This window comes from Kitasatospora sp. NPDC093550 (genome assembly GCF_044764985.1).
GTDB lineage: Bacteria > Actinomycetota > Actinomycetes > Streptomycetales > Streptomycetaceae > Kitasatospora.
Genome location: NZ_JBIWJF010000042.1, coordinates 1 through 20,132, shown reverse-complemented (window position 1 = coordinate 20,132; position 20,132 = coordinate 1). Strand labels below are relative to the sequence as shown.

Below are 20,132 nucleotides of genomic sequence, written 5' to 3'. Positions count from 1 at the left end.
TCCCCGGGCCCGCCGGTCGCCGCTCGCCCGCACACGTATCGACGTCATCCGCGTTGGAGCATCCGGGTGGCGCCGGCGACGACGGTGGAGGCGAGCAGCCAGCCGATGATCACCAGCCCGGCGGAGATCCACTGGGCGAGGCCGCCCGGGTTCCAGCCGCCCTGGTTGAGGTCGACGATCGGCAGCAGCTGGTTGAGGGTGTAGAGCACCGGGTTCCAGTGCGGGCGCTCGTCGGCCTTGAGCGGTTCCAGCGGGTGGGTGGCGAACCAGATGCTGCCGAGGATCCAGGCGAGCAGCAGCCACAGGCCCGCCCGGCCGGGGCGGTAGCCGTAGCCGACGGTGGCGTCCTGGACGGCGCCCCAGATCCGGGCGGGCAGCGGCAGGGTGGCGCGGCGCCGGCGCTGCTTGGCGTACAGGACCTCGCGGGCGTCGTCGTCGGCGCCGTCGCGGCGCAGGGCGGCGGCCAGCTGTTCGTACGATTCCGGCTGGAAATCGACGGAGGAGCCCTCCAGCCAGGCGATCCGCTCGTGGATCGAGAAGGCCCTCATCGGGCGCAGGTTCTCGTAGACGAAGCCGGTGAGGCCCAGGTGCTTGCCGAGCGGCCAGGCGTCCGGGGCGTCCACCAGGTTGCCGACCCGGGCGCGGGAGAGCGAGACGGTGCCGGTGGGGCGGAACGTGCAGGTGAAGCGCAGCTCGGGGGTGTGGATGCGGCGCAGCGAGAGCTCGTCGTCACCCTCAAGGTGGAATTCGCCGGAGATCAGGCAGGCGCCGTCGAAGCGGCTGTCGGACAGCCGTACCCGGCCGAAGGCGCGGAAGGGGGTGATGGGTCCGTCGGGCGGAGGGGTCCGGCCGTAGCCGGAGCCGTAGTAGCCGCGGGAGCCGACCCAGCCCCGGTCGGCGGAGCCGGTCAGGTAGAGGGTGTGGCCGACGGTGACCCGGACGGCGTTGAGGCAGGTGTTGTTGTGCTGCCGCTCGGCGTGCAGCTGGGCGCCGCGGAGCGAGAGCCGGCCGCCTATGCGGGCCGTTCGTATGCTCAACTCGCCCCGGGTTTCGAGGCGTTCGGCTTCGAAGTCCTGGTTGACGGTGATCCCGTCGGAGGACACGGCCCGGCCGTAGCGGTCACTGCCGACGAGGGACTGGTTGAGCAGCAGGTCGGTGCCGATCCGGGCGTCGGTGAGCCGCATGCCGCCGGGGACGTGGCAGCGGGCGAGGTGGAGGTCGCCGGTGGTGGAGAGCCGGGAGGCTTCGAGGCGCGGGATCAGGCAGTTCACGAAGCGCAGGGTGGTGGCCGCCGCCTCGGAGATGAGGATCTTGTGCTCGAAGCGGCACTCGTGCAGCTCGACGTAGTCGCCGATGGCGGCGCCGGCCAGGTTGAGCGAGCCGGTGATCCGGACGCCGCTCATGCGCAGCGAGGCGACCTTGCCGGTGGCGGGCTCCGGGCGGACCAGCAGCAGGTGGGCGAGCGCCTTGGCGCGGACGGAGCGGTCGCCGCCCCAGACGGCGTCGCCGAAGGGGTCGTCGGTGTCGGCTTCGCCACTGCGCAGGTCGAGGATGTCCCCCTGGTGGTAGGCCTCCCAGAGCGCCTGCTCGGTATCGGTCCAGTCCTCTGGGGCGTGCTCCGCCATGGTTTCCCCGTCCCCCCGGTCGTCTCGCCTTTCGTATCACGGACTGAAATGCGGGACCAGCCGTTCCGGCCACTCCTTACACTGGGTGGCGTGATCTCTCGAATCGACCTCCGCGGCTCGCTGGACGACCCGCGTGACCTGCTGCCCCGTGCCGAGTTCGACGTCGCGGCCGCCCTGGAGAAGGTGCGGCCGATCGCCGAGGACGTACGCCATCGCGGGGTCGCGGCGCTGATCGAGATCACCGAGCGCTTCGACGGCGTCCGGCTGGAGTCCACCCGGGTGCCGGCCGAGCAGCTGACCGAGGCCCTGGAGACGCTGGACCCGAAGGTGCGCGCCGCGCTGGAGGAGTCGATCCGCCGGGCCCGCGCCGTGCACGCGGACCAGCGCCGCACCGGGCACACCACCCAGGTGGTGCCGGGCGGCACGGTCACCCAGCGCTGGGTGCCGGTCGAGCGGGTCGGCCTGTACGTGCCGGGCGGGCTGGCGGTCTACCCGTCCTCCGTGGTGATGAACGTGGTGCCGGCCCAGGAGGCGGGCGTGACGGGCATCGCGGTCACCTCGCCGCCGCAGAAGGAGTTCGGCGGCCGGGTCCACCCGACCATCCTGGCGGCCTGCGCCCTGCTCGGCGTGGACGAGGTGTACTCCGTCGGCGGCGCCCAGGCCGTCGCGATGTTCGCCCTCGGCACCGAGGAGTGCGCCCCGGTGACCATGGTCACCGGCCCGGGCAACATCTACGTGGCCGCCGCCAAGCGCTACTTCGCCGGCCGGATCGGCATCGACTCCGAGGCCGGCCCGACCGAGATCGCCGTCCTCGCCGACGACAGCGCGCTGCCCTCCGACGTCGCCGCCGACCTGATCAGCCAGGCCGAGCACGGTCCGACCTCCGGCTCGGTGCTGGTCACCGACTCCCCGGCGCTGGCCGACGCGGTCGAGGCCGAGCTGGCCGTGCAGGTCGCCAGGACCAAGCACAGCGAGCGGGTCGCCGAGGCGCTGGGCGGCCGGCAGTCCGGCATCATCCTGGTCGACGACCTCACCCAGGGCCTCGCCGTGGTCAACGCCTACGCGGCCGAGCACCTGGAGATCCAGACCCGCGACCCGCACGCGGTGGCCGCCCGGGTCGTCAACGCGGGCGCGATCTTCATCGGCCGCTGGACCCCGGTCTCGCTGGGCGACTACGCGGCCGGCTCCAACCACGTGCTGCCCACCGGCGGCTGCGCCTGCCACTCCTCCGGACTGTCGGTGCAGACCTTCCTGCGCGGCGTCCAGGTCGTCGAGTACGACCGGGACGCGCTGGCGGACGTCGCCGCGCACGTGGTCAACCTGGCGGACGCGGAGGACCTCCCCGGGCACGGGGACGCCATCAAGGCACGTTTCCTCGGAGACGAACAGAACTGGCAGAGCGACTGGACGGTGCCGGGATCGTGACCGCCGTGACTCGCATCGACGACCTTCCGATCCGGGACGAGCTGCGCGGCCAGTCCCCGTACGGCGCGCCGCAGCTGGACGTCCCCGTCCAGCTGAACACCAACGAGAACCCGTACCCGCTGCCCGAGGAGCTGGTGGCCCGGATCGCCGAGCGCGTCGCCGAGGCCGCCCGCGGGCTGAACCGCTACCCCGACCGGGACGCGGTCGAGCTGCGCGAGGGCCTCGCCGCCTACCTCGGGAAGACCACCGGCTTCCCGGTCGCCCGCGCGCAGGTGTGGGCCGCCAACGGCTCCAACGAGGTGCTCCAGCAGCTGCTGCAGACCTTCGGCGGCCCCGGCCGCAGCGCGCTCGGCTTCGAGCCCTCGTACTCGATGCACGCGCTGATCTCCCGGGGCACCGGCACCACCTGGATCTCCGGCCCGCGCAACGACGACTTCACCATCGACGTCGACGCCGCCGAGGCCGCGATCGCCGAGCACCGGCCGAACGTGGTGTTCGTCTGCTCGCCGAACAACCCGACCGGCACCGCCGTCGAGGCCGACACCGTGCTGCGGCTGTACGAGGCCGCGCAGGCCGCCCGGCCCAGCCTGGTGGTCGTGGACGAGGCGTACGTCGAGTTCTCGCACCGGGCCTCGTTGCTGCCGCTGATCGAGGGCCGCCCCAACCTGGTGGTCTCCCGCACCATGTCCAAGGCCTTCGGCGCAGCCGGGCTGCGCCTGGGCTACCTGGCCGCCGACCCGGCCGTCGTGGACGCGGTGCAGCTGGTCCGGCTGCCGTACCACCTGTCCGCCGTCACCCAGGCCACCGCGCTGGCCTGCCTGGAGCACACCGACACCCTGCTCGGGTACGTCGGGCGGCTCAAGGAGGAGCGCGACCGGCTGGTCGACGCGCTGCGCGCGATGGGCCTGGAGGTGACCGACTCGGACGCCAACTTCGTCCAGTTCGGCCGCTTCGCCGACACCCACGCCGTCTGGCAGGCCATCCTCGACCGGGGCGTCCTGGTCCGGGACAACGGCGTGCCCGGGTGGCTGCGGGTCACGGCCGGCACGCCCGCCGAGAACGACGCCTTCCTGGACGCCGTCCGTCATGTGATCAAGGAGCTGTAAACCCTCATGTCCCGCATCGGACGCGTCGAGCGCACCACCAAGGAGACCTCCGTCCTGGTCGAGATAGACCTCGACGGCACCGGCAAGACCGACATCTCCACCGGCGTCGGGTTCTACGACCACATGCTCGACCAGCTCGGCCGACACGGTCTGTTCGACCTCACCGTCAAGACCGACGGCGACCTGCACATCGACACCCACCACACCATCGAGGACACCGCCCTCGCGCTCGGTGCCGCCTTCAAGCAGGCGCTCGGCGACAAGGTCGGCATCTACCGCTTCGGCAACTGCACGGTGCCGCTGGACGAGTCGCTCGCCCAGGTCACCGTGGACCTCTCCGGCCGGCCCTACCTGGTGCACACCGAGCCCGAGGGCATGGCGCCGATGATCGGCAGCTACGACACCACGATGACCCGGCACATCCTGGAGTCCTTCGTGGCGCAGGCGCAGATCGCGCTGCACGTCCACGTGCCGTACGGGCGCAACGCGCACCACATCGTGGAGTGCCAGTTCAAGGCGCTGGCCCGGGCGCTGCGCTACGCCGCCGAGCGCGATCCGCGCGCGGCCGGCATCCTCCCCTCGACCAAGGGTGCGCTGTGAACAACACCGCGATGATCCTCATCTTCGTCGGCCTCTTCCTGGTCGGCGGGGTGATCTCCTTCTGGAAGCAGAAGCAGTCCAAGGGCGTCATCCTGGTACTGGCGTTCGGCGCCGTGATGTGCCTGGCCTCCGGGCTCCTGCGCCTGTAGACCGCCCGCCCCGCCGCCCGCCGCACAGAGACTGGACACCTGAACATGGGCAAGAACGTCGTCGTCCTCGACTACGGCTCCGGCAACCTCCGCTCCGCGCAGCGCGCCCTGGAGCGGACCGGGGCGGACGTCACGGTCAGCTCCGACTACGACACCGCGATGGCCGCGGACGGCCTGCTCGTCCCCGGCGTGGGCGCCTTCGAGGCCTGCATGCGCGGCCTGAAGTCCGTCCGCGGGGACTGGATCATCGGCCGTCGCCTGGCCGGGGGCCGCCCGGTCATGGGCATCTGCGTCGGCATGCAGATCCTCTTCGAGAAGGGGGTGGAGCACGGCGTGGAGACGGCCGGCTGCGACGAGTGGCCGGGCATCGTCGAGCCGCTGGAGGCGCCGGTCATCCCGCACATGGGCTGGAACACCGTGGACGCGCCCGAGGGCAGCCGGATGTTCGCCGGCCTCGACCCGCAGACCCGCTTCTACTTCGTGCACTCCTACGGGGTGCGGCACTGGGAGCTGGAGACCCACAGCGCGCGGATCAACCCGCCGCTGGTCACCTGGGCCACGCACGGGCAGCCGTTCGTCGCCGCCGTCGAGAACGGCCCGCTGTGGGCCACCCAGTTCCACCCCGAGAAGTCCGGCGACGCCGGCGCCGCCCTGCTGACCAACTGGGTCAACACCCTCTGACTGTCTGAGAGTTGGTTCTGATGAGCCTTGAACTGCTGCCCGCCGTCGACGTCCGCGACGGCCAGGCCGTGCGCCTCGTCAAGGGCGCGTCCGGCACCGAGACCTCGTTCGGCGAGCCGCTGGCCGCCGCCCTCGCCTGGCAGAACGCCGGCGCCGAGTGGCTGCACCTGGTCGACCTGGACGCCGCGTTCGGCACCGGCTCCAACTACGAGCTGCTGCGCGACGTCACCGGCCGCCTGGACATCAAGGTCGAGCTGTCCGGCGGCATCCGCGACGACGAGTCGCTCGCCCGCGCGCTCGCCACCGGCTGCACCCGGGTCAACCTCGGCACCGCCGCCCTGGAGGCCCCCGAGTGGGTCGCCAAGGCCATCGCCGAGCACGGCGACAAGATCGCCGTCGGCCTGGACGTGGTCGGCACCACCCTGCGCGGCCGCGGCTGGACCCGCGACGGCGGCCAGCTCTTCGAGGTGCTGGAGCGCCTCGACCGGGAGGGCTGCGCCCGCTACGTCGTCACCGACGTCAACCGCGACGGCACCCTGACCGGCCCCAACCTGCAGCTGCTGCGCGACGTCTGCGCCGCCACCGACCGCCCGGTGGTCGCCTCCGGCGGCGTCTCCTCGCTGGACGACCTGCGTGCCATCGCCACCCTCGTCGGCGAGGGTGTCGAGGGCGCCATCGTGGGCAAGGCACTCTACGAGCAGAAGTTCACCCTCGAAGAGGCCCTGGAGGCGGTTTCAGGATGACGGAACGTCAGGTCGTGCGCGGTCGGGTCGGCGGGTTCTCCTCCTGGGAGAAGATGCTCGGTTCGGTACAGGCGGTCGCCGCCGGCGACCACGTCCACGTGGCCGGCGCCCGGCCCCTGGCGGACGAGGAGCTCTACGGCGACGGTGACCCGTACGAGCAGACCCGCGCGGCCTTCGGCGTGGCGCTGGAGGCCCTCGCCGCGTACGGCCTGACCGCGGACGACGTCGTCCGCACCCGGATGTACATCACCCACGCCCGCGACGTGGACGCGGTGGGCCGGGCCCACCAGGAACTCTTCGGCGAGGCCCGCCCGGTGACCACCCTCGTGGTGGTCGACGGCCTGGTCGACTCCCGGATGCTCGTCGAGGTCGAACTCGACGCCTACCGTGCCGGGCTCGCAAGCACTTTGGAAGGCAACCAGCCGTGACCCTCGCAGTTCGTGTCATCCCCTGCCTGGACGTGGACGCCGGGCGGGTGGTCAAGGGCGTCAACTTCCAGAACCTGCGCGACGCCGGCGACCCGGTCGAGATGGCCAAGCTCTACGACGCCGAGGGCGCCGACGAGCTGACCTTCCTCGACATCACCGCCTCCTCCGGTGACCGGGAGACCACCTACGACGTGGTCCGCCGCACCGCCGAGCAGGTGTTCATCCCGCTCACCGTCGGCGGCGGCATCCGCGCCGTCGAGGACGTCGACAAGCTGCTGCGGGCCGGCGCCGACAAGGTGGGCGTCAACACCGCGGCGATCGCCCGCCCGGAACTCGTCCGGGAGATCGCCCAGCGGTTCGGCCGGCAGGTGCTGGTGCTCTCGGTGGACGCCCGGCGGTGCCCGCCCGGGGTGGAGACCGGGTCCGGCTACGAGGTCACCACGCACGGCGGGCGCCGGGGCACCGGCCTGGACGCCGTCGAATGGGCGGGCCGCGCGGCCGAGTTGGGCGCCGGCGAGATCCTGCTGAACTCGATGGACGCGGACGGCACCAAGGACGGCTACGACCTGGAGATGATCCAGGCGGTGCGCAAGGCCGTCTCGGTGCCGGTGATCGCCTCCGGCGGGGCGGGCAAGCTCGCCGACTTCGCGCCGGCCGTGGAGGCGGGCGCGGACGCGGTGCTGGCCGCCAGCGTCTTCCACTTCGGGGACCTGCGGATCGGCGAGGTCAAGGGCGCGCTGCGGGAGGCCGGGCACCCGGTGCGGTGACCGTTCCGTCCACATGGCCGAGGGCCCGCGGTTCGCGAACCGCGGGCCCTCGGCGCGTTCTTCGCCGCGCTTCCCGCGTTCTTCGCCGCTCCCGCGTGCGTCAGGACTCCTGCGGATCGCCGTGGATCAGGGCGAACGGGGCGCCGTTCGGGTCCGCCAGCCAGGCCAGCCGGCCGACCTTCTCCACGTCCGAGGCCGGCATCAGGACGGCCCCGCCGGCGGCCGTCGCCCGGGCGACCACCGCGTCCACGTCGGCGGCCGCGAAGTACGGCGTCCAGGCGGAGGGCTGCTCCGGGGACATCGTCGGGGCGATGCCGCCGAAGCTGGTCGCCTGCTGGTCGCCCTCGGAGGTGGAGACCACCCGGTAGCTCATGCCCGGGGACGGCTCGAAGTTCTCCACCCGCCAGGAGAACAGCCGCCGGTAGAACTCGAAGGCGGCGTCCTGGTCCGAGGTGTGCAGCTCGGACCAGACCAGCGCGCCGTCCTCGGAGACCACGTCCAGGCCCTTGGTGTTGCCGGCCTGCCAGATGGCGAACTCGGCGCCCTGCGGGTCGGTGAGCGCGGCGAACCGGCCCTCCTGCATGACGTCCATCGGCGGCACCCGGACCGTCGCGCCCGCCTTCTCCGCGGCGTTCACGGTGGCGTCCGCGTCGGCGCAGCGGAAGTACGTCGTCCAGGCGGACCTGGCGCCCGGGTCGAGGTGGCCGAGGGCGCCGACGGTCTTGCCGTTCAGCTGGAGGAAGCCGTACCCACCGGTCTCGGGGACCTCCTGGAACGTCCAGCCGAAGACCTTGTCGTAGAACTCGGCGGTGGCGGGGATGTCCGGGCTGCCGAGGTCGATCCAGCAGGGGGATCCGATGGGGAAGTCGGTGGTGAGCATGGAGTGGTGCCCCTTCGACGGAGAGTGACCGGGGCGGTTCCGTCGGGCGCGCGCACGCCCCCGCCCCGGCCACCTGCGAGTCTGCACCCGGGCACTGACATCCGCAGCTCGGACCCGGCTGAGCCGCGGGACCGCGGGCCGGTCAGGGGTGGCTGGGGGCCGGGGCGGGGTGGGGGGCGGCTTCGTGGCGGGGGAGCAGGAGGGGGGTGGTCGACAGGGCGAGGCCGGCCAGGGCGAGGGCGGTGCGGGGGCCGAGGAGGGCGCCCAGGACGCCCCAGGCGGCGGTGAGGAGCGCGGTGGTGGCCTTGGTGGTCACCGACCAGGCGGACAGGGTGCGGATGACCCGGTCGTCCGCGGTGTGCCGGAGGCGGTGGGTGGCCTGGATCGGGTTGAAGACGGCGCAGCAGAAGATCAGGCCGAGCTCGACGCCCATCACCAGCAGCAGGCCGCCGGTGCCCGGTCCGGCGAAGGCCAGGCCGAGCGGCCACAGCGCGCGCAGCGAGCCGGTCACGACCAGCACCCGGTGCGTGCCGAAACGGGTGACGAGCGGCCGGGCCAGCCGCGCCCCGAGCAGGCCGCCGATCGAGGGCACGGCGAAGGCGAGGCCGTACTGCCACGGCTGGAACCCGAGCCGGCCGAGCAGCAGGACGGCCAGCAGCGGCTCGGTGGCCATCACCAGCGCGTTGAACAGGGTGGTGTTGAAGAACAGCGGGCGCAGCACGGGATCGGCCAGGACGTACCGCCAGCCGTCGAGCAGGTCCCCGGCGCGCAGGCGGGAGGACTGCGGGCGCCCGGGCCGGGGCTCCCGGTCGTCGGTGGCACGGCTGCCGGTCGTGCGGTCGGCGGTGGCGCGGATGCCCAGGGCCGAGAGCAGGTAGCTGACCGCGTCGGCCAGCACCGTGGCCACCGGGCCGAGCAGCGCGACCGCGGCGCCGCCCAGCGGCGGCCCGACGATCGTGGTCGTCCAGGCGGTGGACTCGAACCGGGCGTTGGCGGTGAGCAGCTGCCCGGCCGGCACCAGCGCCTTCAGGTACGCGCCGGACGCCGCGCGGAAGGTGATGTCGGCCGCGGCGACGACCACCGAGACCAACAGGAGCTGGACGAAGGAGAGCACGCCGAGCGCGAACGCGGCCGGGACCGTCAGCAGCGCCGCGAACCGGGCCAGGTCCATCGCGATCAGCACCGGCCGCTTGCGGCGGAACTCCACCCACGGGGCCAGCGGCACCGCCGCGGCCGCGCCCACCGCGGCCCCCGCGGCGGAGAGCGCGGCCACCTCGGCCGGGCCGGCGTGCAGCACCCGGACGGCGATCAGCGGGAACGCGCCGAAGGCCAGCCAGGTGCCGAGCGCGCTCGTCCCGTACGCCGCCCAGAGCCAGCCGAAGGGCCGGCCCAGTCCGTTCGTCATGCTCCACACCCTCCCCGTCGGTACAACCGATCAGCGACTCGGAGCATCAAAGCGCGCGGGAATTGCCGGGATCAAACAACCGGAGAGCCGCAGTCGCACAACGGATGGTTGTGGATCTAGGGTGTCCGGCATGGACCTCGACTCCGTCCGCACCTTCGTCGCCGCCGCCGACGCGGGACAGTTCCAGGAAGCCGCCGCCGAGCTGGCCGTCACCCAGCAGGCCGTCTCCAAGCGCATCGCCACCCTGGAACGCACCCTCGGGGTGCGGCTGTTCACCCGCACCCCGCGCGGCGCCGAACTCACCATCGACGGGCAGGCGTTCCTGCCGCACGCCCGCGAACTGCTGCGCGCCGCCGACCGGGCCCTGGAATCCGTGCGCCCCGGCAGCCGTCCGCTGCGGGTGGACGTGATCGCCTCGCGGGGCGCGGCGGCCGGCCTGATGCGCGGCTTCCACCGGGCCAACCCGGACACCGGGCTCGACGTGCTGATGCTGCTGGAGATCGACAACGCCGTCGCCGCCCTGCGCTCCGGCACGATCGACGCGACCTTCCGCGCCGTCGCCGCGCCCGGCCGCCCGCTCCCGGAGGACATCGCGTCGGTCCGGGTGCTCGACGAACCGCTCCGGCTGATGACCGGCCCCGACCACGCGCTCGCCGGCGCCAAGTCGGTCACCCTCGCCGAGCTGGTCGGGCACCGGATCTGGATGCCCGGCATCGCCCCCGGCACCGAGTGGGGCGCCTACTACGCGGACCTGGTCGCCGAGTTCGGCCTCACCATCGAGGCCACCGGGCCCAACTTCGGCTCCGACGCGCTCCTCGACACCATCGCCGACACCCCCGCGCTGGCCACCTTCATGGGCGAGCACACCCGCCTGGTCTGGCCCACCGGCCACGGCCTGCGCCTCATCCCGGTGACCGACCCGACGCCCGTCTACCCGCACTCGCTGCTGTGGCACCGGGACAACCCCCACCCCGCGCTGGCCGCCCTCCGCGACCACCTCGCCGCCACCACGACCGGCCACGACGCCCCCGGGACCTGGACGCCGGACTGGGTGCGGCCATGAACAGCGGCCCTCCCCGGGGTGACCGGGAAGGGCCGGGTGCCGTCAGCGCGCGGGCAGCGGCAGGACGTGTCGCAGCGCCTCGACGGCGTCCGGGGCGCCGTCGACGGTGAGGGCGGTGCGGGCGCCGCGGCCGTACACGAAGAGCACCAACTCGCCCGGCTCGCCGGTGACCCGGACGGTGGGAGCGCCGGCCGGGCCGACCGTCACCGACTCGCCGTCGGGGCGGGCCAGGACCAGCCGGACCGGGGAACGCCGGCCCGCCTCGAACCGCGCGATCAGCGGCAGCCGCCGCCACAGCGCCTCGGTGCGCCCGGGCGGCACGGGCTGCGCCGACCAGTCCTCGGCCGCCCGCAGGACGTCCTCCGCGTGCACGAAGTACTCGACGGTGTTCGCCGCCTCGTCCGCGCCGGGCAGGGCGAACGGCGAGTACACCGGCGGCCCGCTCCGGAACAGCCGCACCAACTCCTCGTACGGGCGCTCGGCGTAGCCGTCCTGCACCCGCTGGGTCCGGGCAGCCAGGGCGGCGATCCGGATGCCCGCCGCCGCGTCGGGACGACGCTCCCGGATCACCAGGTGCGCGGCGAGGTCCCGGGTGGTCCAGCCGGCGCAGAGGGTGGGGGCGTCCGGCCCGGCGGCGGTGAGGAGTTCGGCGAGGCGGTGGCGCTCGGCGAGCGCGTGGTTCGACATGGCGCCAGCCTAGGGCGTGTCCGACGATTCCCGCCGGGCGCCCGGTTTGTCGGACACGCCCGGGGCCCCGTGTCCGGGCGTCAGGGGTGGAGGTGGCCGGTGAGCTTGGGGCCGCCCTGCTTGTTGCTCGCGGTGAGGGTGCAGGTGTAGTCGCGCCAGCCCTGTTGGTAGTTGACCTGGGCGGGGCCGAACTGGCGGCCGTAGTAGGCCTTTCCGTCGGTCTGCTTGGCCTTGGCGGCGGCTTCGGCCTCCTTGCAGCCGTCCCGCATGGCGAGGGCGATGGGGATCTCGCCGGTGAGGTTGTCGGCCAGCTTGAGGTCGGCGATCACCTCGCCGTCGTGCTCGCCGTCGCAGGGGCGCTCCTCGGCGCGGGTGATGACCGGGCTCAACTGGGGGTGGTCGAAGCAGGTGCCCACCGGGAAGAACGCGTACGGGGGCTGTGGCGCGGTCGGCGTGGGCGTCGGGGTGGGGGTGGGCGTCGGGGTGGCCGTGGGGGTGGGCGGGGGCGGTGCGGCGGTCGGCGTCCTGTCGTCGGGCCAGAGCACCGCGGTGGCGACCACCGCGAGCAGGACGACCAGCACGGCGACGACGGTGAGGACCAGGCCGCGCGACGGACGGGAGACGGGCGCTGCGGGCGGCTGCTCGGAGGTCATGGCCATGAGGATGGCCCACCCGGCCCCCGCGCGGCAGGCGGTTGGCCGAACTCGCCCGTACGGGCCGGAGGGCGGGACCACCGGTCGGACGGAACGGCCGCGGCGACCGGCCGGACTGACACAATGGGCCCCATGTCCACCACACCCGCCACTCCCGGCACCACCGCGCTGGCCCCCGAGATCGCCGCCCGCCTCAAGCGCACCGAGGACGGCCTGCTCCCGGCCATCGCGCAGCAGTACGACACCGGCGAGGTGCTGATGCTCGGCTGGATGGACGACGAGGCCCTGCACCGCACCCTGACCACCGGCCGCTGCACCTACTGGAGCCGCAGCCGCCGCGAGTACTGGGTGAAGGGCGGCACCTCCGGCCACGTCCAGGCGGTCAAGTCGGTGGCCCTGGACTGCGACGGCGACACCCTGCTGGTCAAGGTCGACCAGACCGGCGCCGCCTGCCACACCGGCGACCGCACCTGCTTCGACGCCGACGTGCTCCCGCTCTCCTGATCCCCGTCCACACCCCCGTCCGCCCACAGAACTCAAGAAGGTGCCGCCGCGCATGGACCTCGAAGCCTTCCGCAAGCTCGCCGTCGACACCCGGGTCATCCCGGTCACCCGCAGGCTCCTCGCGGACGGCCTCACCCCGATCGGCCTGTACCGCAGCCTCGCCGAGGAGCGGCCCGGCACCTTCCTGCTGGAGTCCGCCGAGCAGGGCCGCAGCTGGTCGCGCTACTCCTTCGTCGGCGTGCGCAGCGCCGCCGCCCTCACCGTCGGCGAGGACGGCGAGGCCCGCTGGCTCGGCACCCCGCCGGTCGGCATCCCCACCGGCGGTGACCCGCTGGAGGTGCTGCGCGCCGCCCTGGAGGCGCTGCACACCCCGCGGCACGCCGACGACGGCCTGCCCCCGCTCACCGGCGGCCTGGTCGGCTACCTCGGCTACGACATCGTCCGCCGGCTGGAGAAGCTGCCCGACCTCAACCCGGACGACCTCGGGCTCCCCGAGCTGACGATGCTGCTGGCCACCGACCTCGCCGTGCTCGACCACGTCGACGGCACCGTGCTGCTGATCGCCAACGCCGTCAACCACAACGACCTGGCCAGCGGCGTGGACGAGGCCTACGCGGACGCCGTGGGGCGGCTGGACGCGATGGAGGCCGACCTGCTCAAGCCGGTCGACCCCGGCCTGGCCACCTTCACCCCGGCTGGCCCCGGCGAGGTGCACTCGCCGTTCGGCGGCGCCCCCTACCGGGCGGCGGTGGAGGACATCAAGGAGCGGATCCGGGCCGGCGAGGCCTTCCAGGTGGTGCCCTCGCAGCGCTTCGAGGCGCCCTGCCCGGCCTCCGCGCTCGACGTCTACCGCGTGCTGCGCACCACCAACCCCAGCCCGTACATGTACCTGTTCCGCTTCCCCGGGCCGGACGGCACCGCCGAGGGCGGCTTCGACGTGGTCGGCTCCAGCCCGGAGGCGCTGGTCAAGGTCACCGACGGCGAGGCGATGCTGCACCCGATCGCCGGCACCCGGCACCGCGGCGCCACCCCGCACGAGGACGCGGCGCTGGCCGCCGAACTGCTCGCCGACCCCAAGGAGCGGGCCGAGCACCTGATGCTGGTGGACCTCGGCCGCAACGACCTCGGGCGGGTCTGCGAGCCGGGCAGCGTCGAGGTGGTCGACTTCATGCAGATCGAGCGCTACAGCCACGTGATGCACATCGTCTCCACCGTCACCGGCAAGGTCGCCCCCGGGCGGACCGCCTTCGACGTGCTGACCGCCTGCTTCCCGGCCGGCACCCTCTCCGGCGCGCCCAAGCCGCGGGCGATGCGGATCATCGAGGAGCTGGAGCCCACCCGCCGCGGCCTGTACGGCGGTTGCGTCGGCTACCTGGACTTCGCCGGGGACTCCGACACCGCGATCGCGATCCGCACCGCGGTGCTGCGCGACGGCACCGCCTACGTCCAGGCCGGCGCGGGCGTGGTCGCCGACTCGGACCCGCACGGCGAGGACACCGAGTGCCGCAACAAGGCGGCCGCCGTGCTGCGGGCCGTCGCCACGGCCAATACGCTGCGGAGGCCGGAACTGTCCTGAGGCAGGTCCGAACCGTCCTGAGGCAGGGAGGCGGCCGGGATGCCCGAGGTGCCGTACGACGAACTGCGCTGGGAGGTCGTGCTGAGCGCGGCCGGGCAGCTCGGCGAGCAGACCGCGGGCCACGGTCGGGTGCTGTCCGGGGTGGTCCTCGACCTGCCGGCCGCACCGGACCAGCTCGCCCCGGACCTGGTGGTGCTCAGCCCGGACGCGGTGCGCGGCGGGCACGGGCGGTTCGGGGCGGCGGCGGTCGAGGCGGTGCTGGAGCTGGCCCGGCCCGGTCTGGGAGCGGTCGCTCGGGCGTACGCGGAGAGCGGTGTGCCGTTGTACGTCGTCGTCGACCCGGCGGCGGCGGTCTGCACCGTGCACACCGCGCCCTCTCCCGAGGGGGTGTACCGGGAGGCCGAGCGCGTGCCGTTCGGCAACGACCTGTTCCTGCCGCTGGGCGGGCGGACGGTGGTGCTCCGGACGGACCCGTTCCCCACCCCGGGTACGGAGTGAGGTGTCGGGCGGGGGATAGTGGACGGGTGAGCGCTGACCAGACCCCCGCCCCCGCCGCCTCCTCCGGCCGCCGCACGCTCGGCGTGATGCTGCTGCTGACCGTGCTGAGCGCCGTGCTGGTGCTGACGGCGGTCGGGCGGACCTGGGCCGAGGGCCGGGCCGGCACCCTGGACGTCTCCGTCACCGGCGGAAAGATCTCCGAAGTCCCCGGCGGGCTGGCCCTGGTGGGCCTCGCCGCGGCCGTCGCGGTGTTCGCGGTGCGCGGCGTCGGCCGGCTCGCCGTCGGCGCGCTGACCCTGCTCGCCGGGATCGGCGCGGCCGCCGCCTCGGTCGCCGGGGCGGGCGACACCGCGGCCCTGGACGGCGAGACCGCCCGCAAGCTCGCCCTGAGCGGCTCGGCGGCCACCGAGGTCTCGCACACCGGCTGGCCGTGGGTCGCGCTGGTCGGCGGCGTGCTGCTGGCCCTCGCCGGACTGCTCACCCTGCGCTACGGCCGCGGCTGGCCGGCCATGGGCAGCCGGTACGAGGCGCCGACCCGCAAGGCCCCGGCGAACGCGGCCGGGGCGGACACCCCGGGCGACCTCTGGAAGGCGCTGGACCGGGGCGAGGACCCGACCGCGGTCTGAGGCCCGGGGCCCGTCGGCGCCGGCGCGGGCTCCCGACGTGCGGGTGTGACGCGATAGACCCGGCACCCGCTTTGGGGCGCGGGTATGTGGCCCGGCACAATGGGATCCGTCAACCCGCCGGCGGCCCCGCAGGTCCGGCCGGGCCCCGAGAGCCAAGGAGCACCACTCAGATGGCAGCAGCAGCACACGGCCACACCCCCGCCGCCTGGACCGGCGTCGTCATCTCCTTCGTCGGTTTCGGCATCGCGGGCGTCGCGATGATCCTGCCGTCGGTGCTGCTCGTCTGGGCCGGCCTGGCGGTCGTCCTGGCCGGTGGCGTGGTCGGCAAGGCCATGTCGATGGCCGGGATGGGCAAGCAGCCCAGCACCAACGTCTACAAGTCGGCCGAGGAGCAGGTCGCGGCCCGCGAGGCCCGCGCTGCCGTCGCCGGTGCCGCTGCCTGACAAGGGCTTCGTACTCCACGCCTTTCGCACACACGGACGGCGGGCGCGCCGCGCCCGCCGTTTCGTCGTCCCCGGGCCCGGCACGGGCAGAATCGGGGCGTGAACGCCGCCCCCACCGCCTCCGCCCCGCCGCACGTGCTGCGCCGGCTGGGCCCGCCGCTGGCCGCGCTGGCGGCGGTGGCCGTCCCCACCGGGTACCTCGCCGTGGTGGACCCCAACGCCCCGGGGCACTACCCCGACTGCCCCTTCCGGGCCGCCACCGGCTGGTGGTGCCCCGGCTGCGGGGGCCTGCGCTGCGTCCACGCGCTGGCCCACGGGGACTTCACCGGCGCCCTGCACGACAACGCCGCGGCCGTCCTGCTGTTCGGCGTGCTGGGCGTCCTCTGGCTGCGCTGGGGCTGGGCCGCGCTGACCGGTGGGCCGCCGCCCGCCGTCGCCGTCGGCGGCCGGCGGTGGGCACTGATCGCGCTGCTCGTCGTGGTGTTCACCGTGGCGCGGAACTCGCCGGTCGGAGCCGGGCTGGCGCCACCGCTGGTCTGAGCGCCGCGGGCGGCTCGGGCGGGGGTGGAGAAGCCGTGAATCCGCAGTTGAGGGCCACCGGAGCGGGCGTCCGGTCCGCGAGACGCGCACCGGGCTGATGCGCCCCGCGCCCCCGGGTGCCGATACCATCGAAGAGCCGGCGGGGTGCCGCCCGTCCGGCTCTCGCTGGCCGACCGGCAGATCCGGTCGGCAGATGCGGACCAATCCGGCAGACAAAGATGGGGGCTCCTGAGTGAGTGTGCTCGACTCGATCATCGAAGGGGTCCGCGAGGACCTCGCCGAGCGGCAGGCCCGGGTCTCCCTGGACGAGCTGAAGGAGCGGGCCGCCAAGGCCCCGGAGGCCAAGGACGGCGTCGCCGCCCTCAAGGGCGACGGGGTCCGGGTGATCTGTGAGGTGAAGCGCTCCAGCCCCTCCAAGGGCGCGCTGGCCGCGATCGCCGACCCGGCCGCCCTCGCGCGCGACTACGCGGCCGGCGGTGCCGCCGCGATCAGCGTGCTGACGGAGCAGCGCCGCTTCGGCGGCTCGCTGGCCGACCTCGACACCGTCCGCGCCGCGGTGGACACCCCGCTGCTGCGCAAGGACTTCATCGTCACCGCCTACCAGCTGTGGGAGGCCCGCGCGCACGGTGCCGACCTCGCGCTGCTGATCGTCGCGGCCCTCGACCAGCCGGCCCTGGTGTCGCTGATCGAGCGCGCCGAGTCGATCGGCCTCACCCCGCTGGTCGAGGTGCACGACGAGGAGGAGATCAAGCGCGCGGTGGACGCCGGGGCGCGGATCATCGGCGTCAACGCCCGCAACCTGAAGACCCTCGAAGTGGACCGCAACACCTTCGAGAACGTGGCCCACGCCATTCCGGACGGCATCGTCAAGATCGCCGAGTCCGGGGTGCGGGGTCCGCTGGACGTGATCAACTACGCCAACCTGGGCGCCGACGCGGTGCTGGTCGGCGAGTCCCTGGTGACCGGCAAGGACCCGCGGGCCGCGGTCGCCGACCTGGTCGCCGCCGGGGCCCACCCCGCCGTCCGGCACAAGGACTGACACCGCCCGATGAAGATCGCCACCCGACTCGCCCCCGGCTGCCGCCCGCGCGGCTGCCGCGCGCCCGCACGCCGGGTGCTGGGGCGTCGGGTGCGGTACGTGATCGGCTGTGAGCCCGGGCAGGTGCCGGGACGGCGATGGCGGGTGACGCACGGCTGAAGCCGGCGGATCCGCCGATTCGGCGGATCGCCGATCCAGCGGACGTCGATCCGGTGGATCCGCCGATCCAGCGGACGTTCGATCCGGTGGATCGCCGGCGACGGCCGATCGGACGTCGACCGGAGGCCGGTCGGACGTCACTGTCGTCACTGTCGTCCCACTCCCCAAGGGAAACCACATGTCCGAGAAGGACTACCTGCCCGGTGCCCAGGTGCCGGACGCGCGCGGATACTTCGGCGCGTACGGCGGCCGCTTCATCCCCGAGGCGCTGGTCGCCGCGGTCGAGCAGGTCGCCGAGGAGTACGAGAAGGCCAAGACCGACCCGGCCTTCGGCGCCGAGCTCGACGCGCTGCTCAAGGACTACACCGGGCGCCCGAGCCCGCTGACCGACGTGCACCGCTTCTCCGCCGAGGCGGGCGGGGCGCGCATCCTGCTCAAGCGCGAGGACCTCAACCACACCGGCTCGCACAAGATCAACAACGTGCTGGGCCAGGCCCTGCTCACCAAGCGGATGGGCAAGACCCGGATCATCGCCGAGACCGGCGCCGGGCAGCACGGCGTGGCCACCGCCACCGCCTGCGCGCTCTTCGGCTTCGACTGCACCATCTACATGGGCGAGGTCGACACCCAGCGGCAGGCGCTGAACGTCGCCCGGATGCGGATGCTCGGCGCCGAGGTGGTGGCCGTGAAGTCCGGCAGCCGGACCCTCAAGGACGCCATCAACGAGGCGTTCCGCGACTGGGTCGCCAACGTGGACTCCACCCACTACCTGTTCGGCACCGTCGCAGGGCCGCACCCGTTCCCGATGATGGTCCGGGACTTCCACCGGATCATCGGTGTCGAGGCGCGGCAGCAGGTGCTCGACCGGACCGGCAGGCTGCCCGACGCGGTCGTGGCGTGCGTGGGCGGCGGCTCCAACGCGATGGGGATCTTCCACGAGTTCATCCCGGACGCGGGCGTGCGGCTGATCGGCTGCGAGGCGGCCGGCGAAGGGGCGGAGACGCCCCGGCACGCGGCGACGCTGACCAAGGGCGACCCGGGGGTGCTGCACGGGTCCCGGACGTACGTCCTCCAGGACGAGGACGGGCAGACGATCGAGTCGCACTCGATCTCGGCCGGCCTCGACTACCCCGGCGTCGGGCCGGAGCACGCCTGGCTGAAGGACACCGGGCGGGCGGAGTACCGGCCGGTGACGGACGACGCCGCGATGCAGGCGCTGCGGCTGCTCTCCCGTACCGAGGGCATCATCCCGGCCATCGAGAGCGCCCACGCGCTCGCCGGGGCGCTGGAGTTGGGGCGTGAGCTCGGGCCGGAGGCGACCATCCTGGTGTCGCTGTCGGGGCGCGGGGACAAGGACATGCACACGGCCGCGGAGTACTTCGGGTTGTATGACGAGCCTGCGGGTGCGGCGGGTGCGGCGGGTGCGGCGGATGCTGCGGGCGCTGCGGGTGCGGCGGGCACTGCGGGCACTGCGGGTGCTGCGGGTGCGGGCGGTTCCGTTGAGGGTGTCGAGGGGGGTAAGTGAGCATGGTTTCGAAGCTGAGTGGGGTGCTGGCCGCTGCGAAGGCGGAGGGCCGTGCCGCGCTGATCGGCTACCTGCCGGCCGGGTTCCCGACCGTGGACGGCGGGGTTCGGGCGGTCAACGCGCTGATCGAGGGCGGCTGCGACGTGGTCGAGGTCGGGCTGCCGCACTCCGACCCGGTGCTCGACGGGGCCGTGATCCAGACCGCGGACGACATCGCGCTGCGGGGCGGGGTGCGGATCAAGGACGTGCTGCGGACCGTCGAGGAGGTCGCTTCGGCGCATCCCGAGGCGGCGGTGCTGGTCATGACGTACTGGAACCCGGTCGACCGTTACGGGGTGGCGCGGTTCGCGGCAGACCTGGCGGCTGCGGGCGGGGCCGGGTGCATCCTGCCGGACCTGCCGGTCGAGGAGTCCGAGGAGTGGCGCAAGGCGGCGGACGCGCACGGGCTGGACACCGTGTTCGTGGTCGCCCCCAGCAGCAAGGACGCGCGGCTGGCCGAGGTCACGGCGGCGGGCAGCGGGTTCGTGTACGCGGCTGCGGTGATGGGGGTGACCGGGACCCGGTCGGCCGTCGGGTCGCTGGCCGAGGACCTGGTCGCGCGGACCCGCGCCACGACGGACCTGCCGGTCTGCGTCGGGCTCGGGGTCTCCGACGCGGCGCAGGCGGCGGAGGTCGCCCGGTTCGCGGACGGGGTGATCGTGGGGTCGGCCTTCGTGAAGCGGATCCTGGACGCCGGGGCGGACGAGGAGGCGGCGCTGGAGGCGGTACGGGGGCTGGCCGGGGAGTTGGCGGCTGGTGTTCGGCGGGGCTGACGTGCGGTAGGCGTTTGTTGGTGGGGTTGACGGCCTGCCACTCCTTTGTGGGGAGTGGTGGGCCGTTGGCTTTGGGGGCCGCTGCGCGGGGCTGGGGTGTGGGGGTGGCTTTCGGGAGGGTGGGGGGTCGGGGGGGGGGGGGGGGGGGGGGGGGGGGGGGGGGGGGGGGGGGGGGGGGGGGGGGGGGGGGGGGGGGGG

Annotated in this window: 24 protein-coding genes; 19 read left to right on the top strand and 5 right to left on the bottom strand. The window is 73.8% G+C overall.

The features are described from left to right. Nucleotides 1-44 precede the first annotated feature (44 nt). Nucleotides 45-1,625, bottom strand: coding sequence for an oxidoreductase (locus ACIRD3_RS37305; protein WP_402225715.1), 1,581 nt, complete (start codon nt 1,623-1,625; stop codon nt 45-47). Nucleotides 1,626-1,715: 90 nt separating this feature from the next. On the opposite strand from ACIRD3_RS37305, the gene hisD reads away from it, so the two are divergent. The 8 genes from hisD to hisF are packed head-to-tail and all read left to right on the top strand — an operon-like array spanning nt 1,716 to nt 7,524. Next, nucleotides 1,716-3,050, top strand: a complete 1,335-nt coding sequence (gene hisD / locus ACIRD3_RS37300; protein WP_402225713.1) for a histidinol dehydrogenase — start codon at nt 1,716-1,718, stop codon at nt 3,048-3,050. Nucleotides 3,051-3,055: 5 nt separating this feature from the next. Further along, complete coding sequence (locus ACIRD3_RS37295; protein ID WP_402225712.1) at nt 3,056-4,156, top strand: histidinol-phosphate transaminase; 1,101 nt, start codon at nt 3,056-3,058, stop codon at nt 4,154-4,156. 6 nt (nt 4,157-4,162) lie between these two features. After that, entirely contained in the window at nt 4,163-4,756 is a 594-nt protein-coding gene (gene hisB / locus ACIRD3_RS37290) for an imidazoleglycerol-phosphate dehydratase HisB (protein ID WP_270147588.1), read from the top strand. After that, the gene (locus ACIRD3_RS37285; protein WP_402225709.1) at nt 4,753-4,905 is read left to right on the top strand and encodes a hypothetical protein; all 153 of its coding nucleotides are present in this window, start codon (nt 4,753-4,755) and stop codon (nt 4,903-4,905) included. The genes hisB and ACIRD3_RS37285 overlap by 4 nt, the downstream gene beginning before the upstream one ends. A gap of 45 nt (nt 4,906-4,950) precedes the next feature. Continuing rightward, entirely contained in the window at nt 4,951-5,586 is a 636-nt protein-coding gene (hisH, locus tag ACIRD3_RS37280) for an imidazole glycerol phosphate synthase subunit HisH (protein ID WP_402225707.1), read from the top strand. 17 nt (nt 5,587-5,603) lie between these two features. Next, complete coding sequence (gene priA, locus ACIRD3_RS37275) at nt 5,604-6,329, top strand: bifunctional 1-(5-phosphoribosyl)-5-((5-phosphoribosylamino)methylideneamino)imidazole-4-carboxamide isomerase/phosphoribosylanthranilate isomerase PriA (RefSeq protein WP_402225789.1); 726 nt, start codon at nt 5,604-5,606, stop codon at nt 6,327-6,329. Continuing rightward, entirely contained in the window at nt 6,326-6,757 is a 432-nt protein-coding gene (locus ACIRD3_RS37270) for a Rid family hydrolase (protein ID WP_402225705.1), read from the top strand. The genes priA and ACIRD3_RS37270 overlap by 4 nt, the downstream gene beginning before the upstream one ends. Beyond that, nucleotides 6,754-7,524 carry an imidazole glycerol phosphate synthase subunit HisF gene (gene hisF / locus ACIRD3_RS37265; protein WP_402225702.1) on the top strand — a complete coding sequence of 257 codons (771 nt, stop codon included), beginning with the start codon at nt 6,754-6,756 and terminating at the stop codon, nt 7,522-7,524. Before ACIRD3_RS37270 ends, hisF begins: the two co-directional genes overlap by 4 nt. A 100-nt stretch (nt 7,525-7,624) precedes the next feature. On the opposite strand, the gene ACIRD3_RS37260 is transcribed toward hisF, so the two are convergent. Together ACIRD3_RS37260 and ACIRD3_RS37255 are read right to left on the bottom strand one after the other, a co-directional pair. Further along, nucleotides 7,625-8,404, bottom strand: a complete 780-nt coding sequence (locus tag ACIRD3_RS37260; RefSeq protein WP_402225700.1) for a VOC family protein — start codon at nt 8,402-8,404, stop codon at nt 7,625-7,627. Between the two features lie 142 nt (nt 8,405-8,546). Further along, nucleotides 8,547-9,809: an MFS transporter gene (locus ACIRD3_RS37255; RefSeq protein WP_402225699.1), complete on the bottom strand. Its 1,263-nt coding sequence runs from the start codon at nt 9,807-9,809 to the stop codon at nt 8,547-8,549. Nucleotides 9,810-9,939: 130 nt separating this feature from the next. On the opposite strand from ACIRD3_RS37255, the gene ACIRD3_RS37250 reads away from it, so the two are divergent. Beyond that, entirely contained in the window at nt 9,940-10,872 is a 933-nt protein-coding gene (locus tag ACIRD3_RS37250) for a LysR family transcriptional regulator (protein WP_402225697.1), read from the top strand. A 42-nt stretch (nt 10,873-10,914) separates the two neighbouring features. Here ACIRD3_RS37250 and ACIRD3_RS37245 read toward each other — a convergent pair whose 3' ends face one another. Together ACIRD3_RS37245 and ACIRD3_RS37240 are read right to left on the bottom strand one after the other, a co-directional pair. Then, the gene (locus tag ACIRD3_RS37245; protein WP_402225695.1) at nt 10,915-11,559 is read right to left on the bottom strand and encodes a TIGR03085 family metal-binding protein; all 645 of its coding nucleotides are present in this window, start codon (nt 11,557-11,559) and stop codon (nt 10,915-10,917) included. An 80-nt stretch (nt 11,560-11,639) separates the two neighbouring features. Continuing rightward, nucleotides 11,640-12,212 carry a hypothetical protein gene (locus tag ACIRD3_RS37240; protein ID WP_402225689.1) on the bottom strand — a complete coding sequence of 191 codons (573 nt, stop codon included), beginning with the start codon at nt 12,210-12,212 and terminating at the stop codon, nt 11,640-11,642. A gap of 132 nt (nt 12,213-12,344) precedes the next feature. Here ACIRD3_RS37240 and hisI point away from each other — a divergent pair, with 132 nt between their 5' ends. The 10 genes from hisI (at nt 12,345) to trpA (ending at nt 19,934) form a co-directional block, all read left to right on the top strand. Continuing rightward, on the top strand, nt 12,345-12,716 hold the full coding sequence (gene hisI / locus ACIRD3_RS37235) for a phosphoribosyl-AMP cyclohydrolase (RefSeq protein ID WP_402225687.1): 372 nt from the start codon (nt 12,345-12,347) through the stop codon (nt 12,714-12,716). Nucleotides 12,717-12,768: 52 nt separating this feature from the next. Further along, nucleotides 12,769-14,292, top strand: a complete 1,524-nt coding sequence (locus ACIRD3_RS37230) for an anthranilate synthase component I (RefSeq protein ID WP_402225684.1) — start codon at nt 12,769-12,771, stop codon at nt 14,290-14,292. A 39-nt stretch (nt 14,293-14,331) separates the two neighbouring features. Then, nucleotides 14,332-14,790, top strand: coding sequence for a Uma2 family endonuclease (locus ACIRD3_RS37225; RefSeq protein WP_402225681.1), 459 nt, complete (start codon nt 14,332-14,334; stop codon nt 14,788-14,790). A 26-nt stretch (nt 14,791-14,816) separates the two neighbouring features. Then, a complete protein-coding gene (locus ACIRD3_RS37220) occupies nt 14,817-15,416 on the top strand; it encodes a TIGR02234 family membrane protein (protein ID WP_402225680.1) in 600 nt (199 codons plus the stop codon). A 170-nt stretch (nt 15,417-15,586) separates the two neighbouring features. Beyond that, nucleotides 15,587-15,859 (top strand): HGxxPAAW family protein, encoded by a 273-nt coding sequence (locus ACIRD3_RS37215; RefSeq protein ID WP_402225678.1) that lies wholly within the window; start codon nt 15,587-15,589, stop codon nt 15,857-15,859. Nucleotides 15,860-15,958: 99 nt separating this feature from the next. Further along, entirely contained in the window at nt 15,959-16,399 is a 441-nt protein-coding gene (locus ACIRD3_RS37210) for a DUF2752 domain-containing protein (protein ID WP_402225676.1), read from the top strand. 232 nt (nt 16,400-16,631) lie between these two features. Next, entirely contained in the window at nt 16,632-17,438 is an 807-nt protein-coding gene (gene trpC, locus ACIRD3_RS37205; RefSeq protein ID WP_402225673.1) for an indole-3-glycerol phosphate synthase TrpC, read from the top strand. Nucleotides 17,439-17,447: 9 nt separating this feature from the next. Further along, the gene (trpM, locus tag ACIRD3_RS37200; protein WP_167395798.1) at nt 17,448-17,597 is read left to right on the top strand and encodes a tryptophan biosynthesis modulator TrpM; all 150 of its coding nucleotides are present in this window, start codon (nt 17,448-17,450) and stop codon (nt 17,595-17,597) included. Between the two features lie 178 nt (nt 17,598-17,775). After that, a complete protein-coding gene (gene trpB / locus ACIRD3_RS37195; RefSeq protein WP_402225670.1) occupies nt 17,776-19,122 on the top strand; it encodes a tryptophan synthase subunit beta in 1,347 nt (448 codons plus the stop codon). Between the two features lie 2 nt (nt 19,123-19,124). Next, the gene (gene trpA, locus ACIRD3_RS37190) at nt 19,125-19,934 is read left to right on the top strand and encodes a tryptophan synthase subunit alpha (RefSeq protein ID WP_402225668.1); all 810 of its coding nucleotides are present in this window, start codon (nt 19,125-19,127) and stop codon (nt 19,932-19,934) included. The last annotated feature ends 198 nt before the right edge of the window (nt 19,935-20,132 follow it).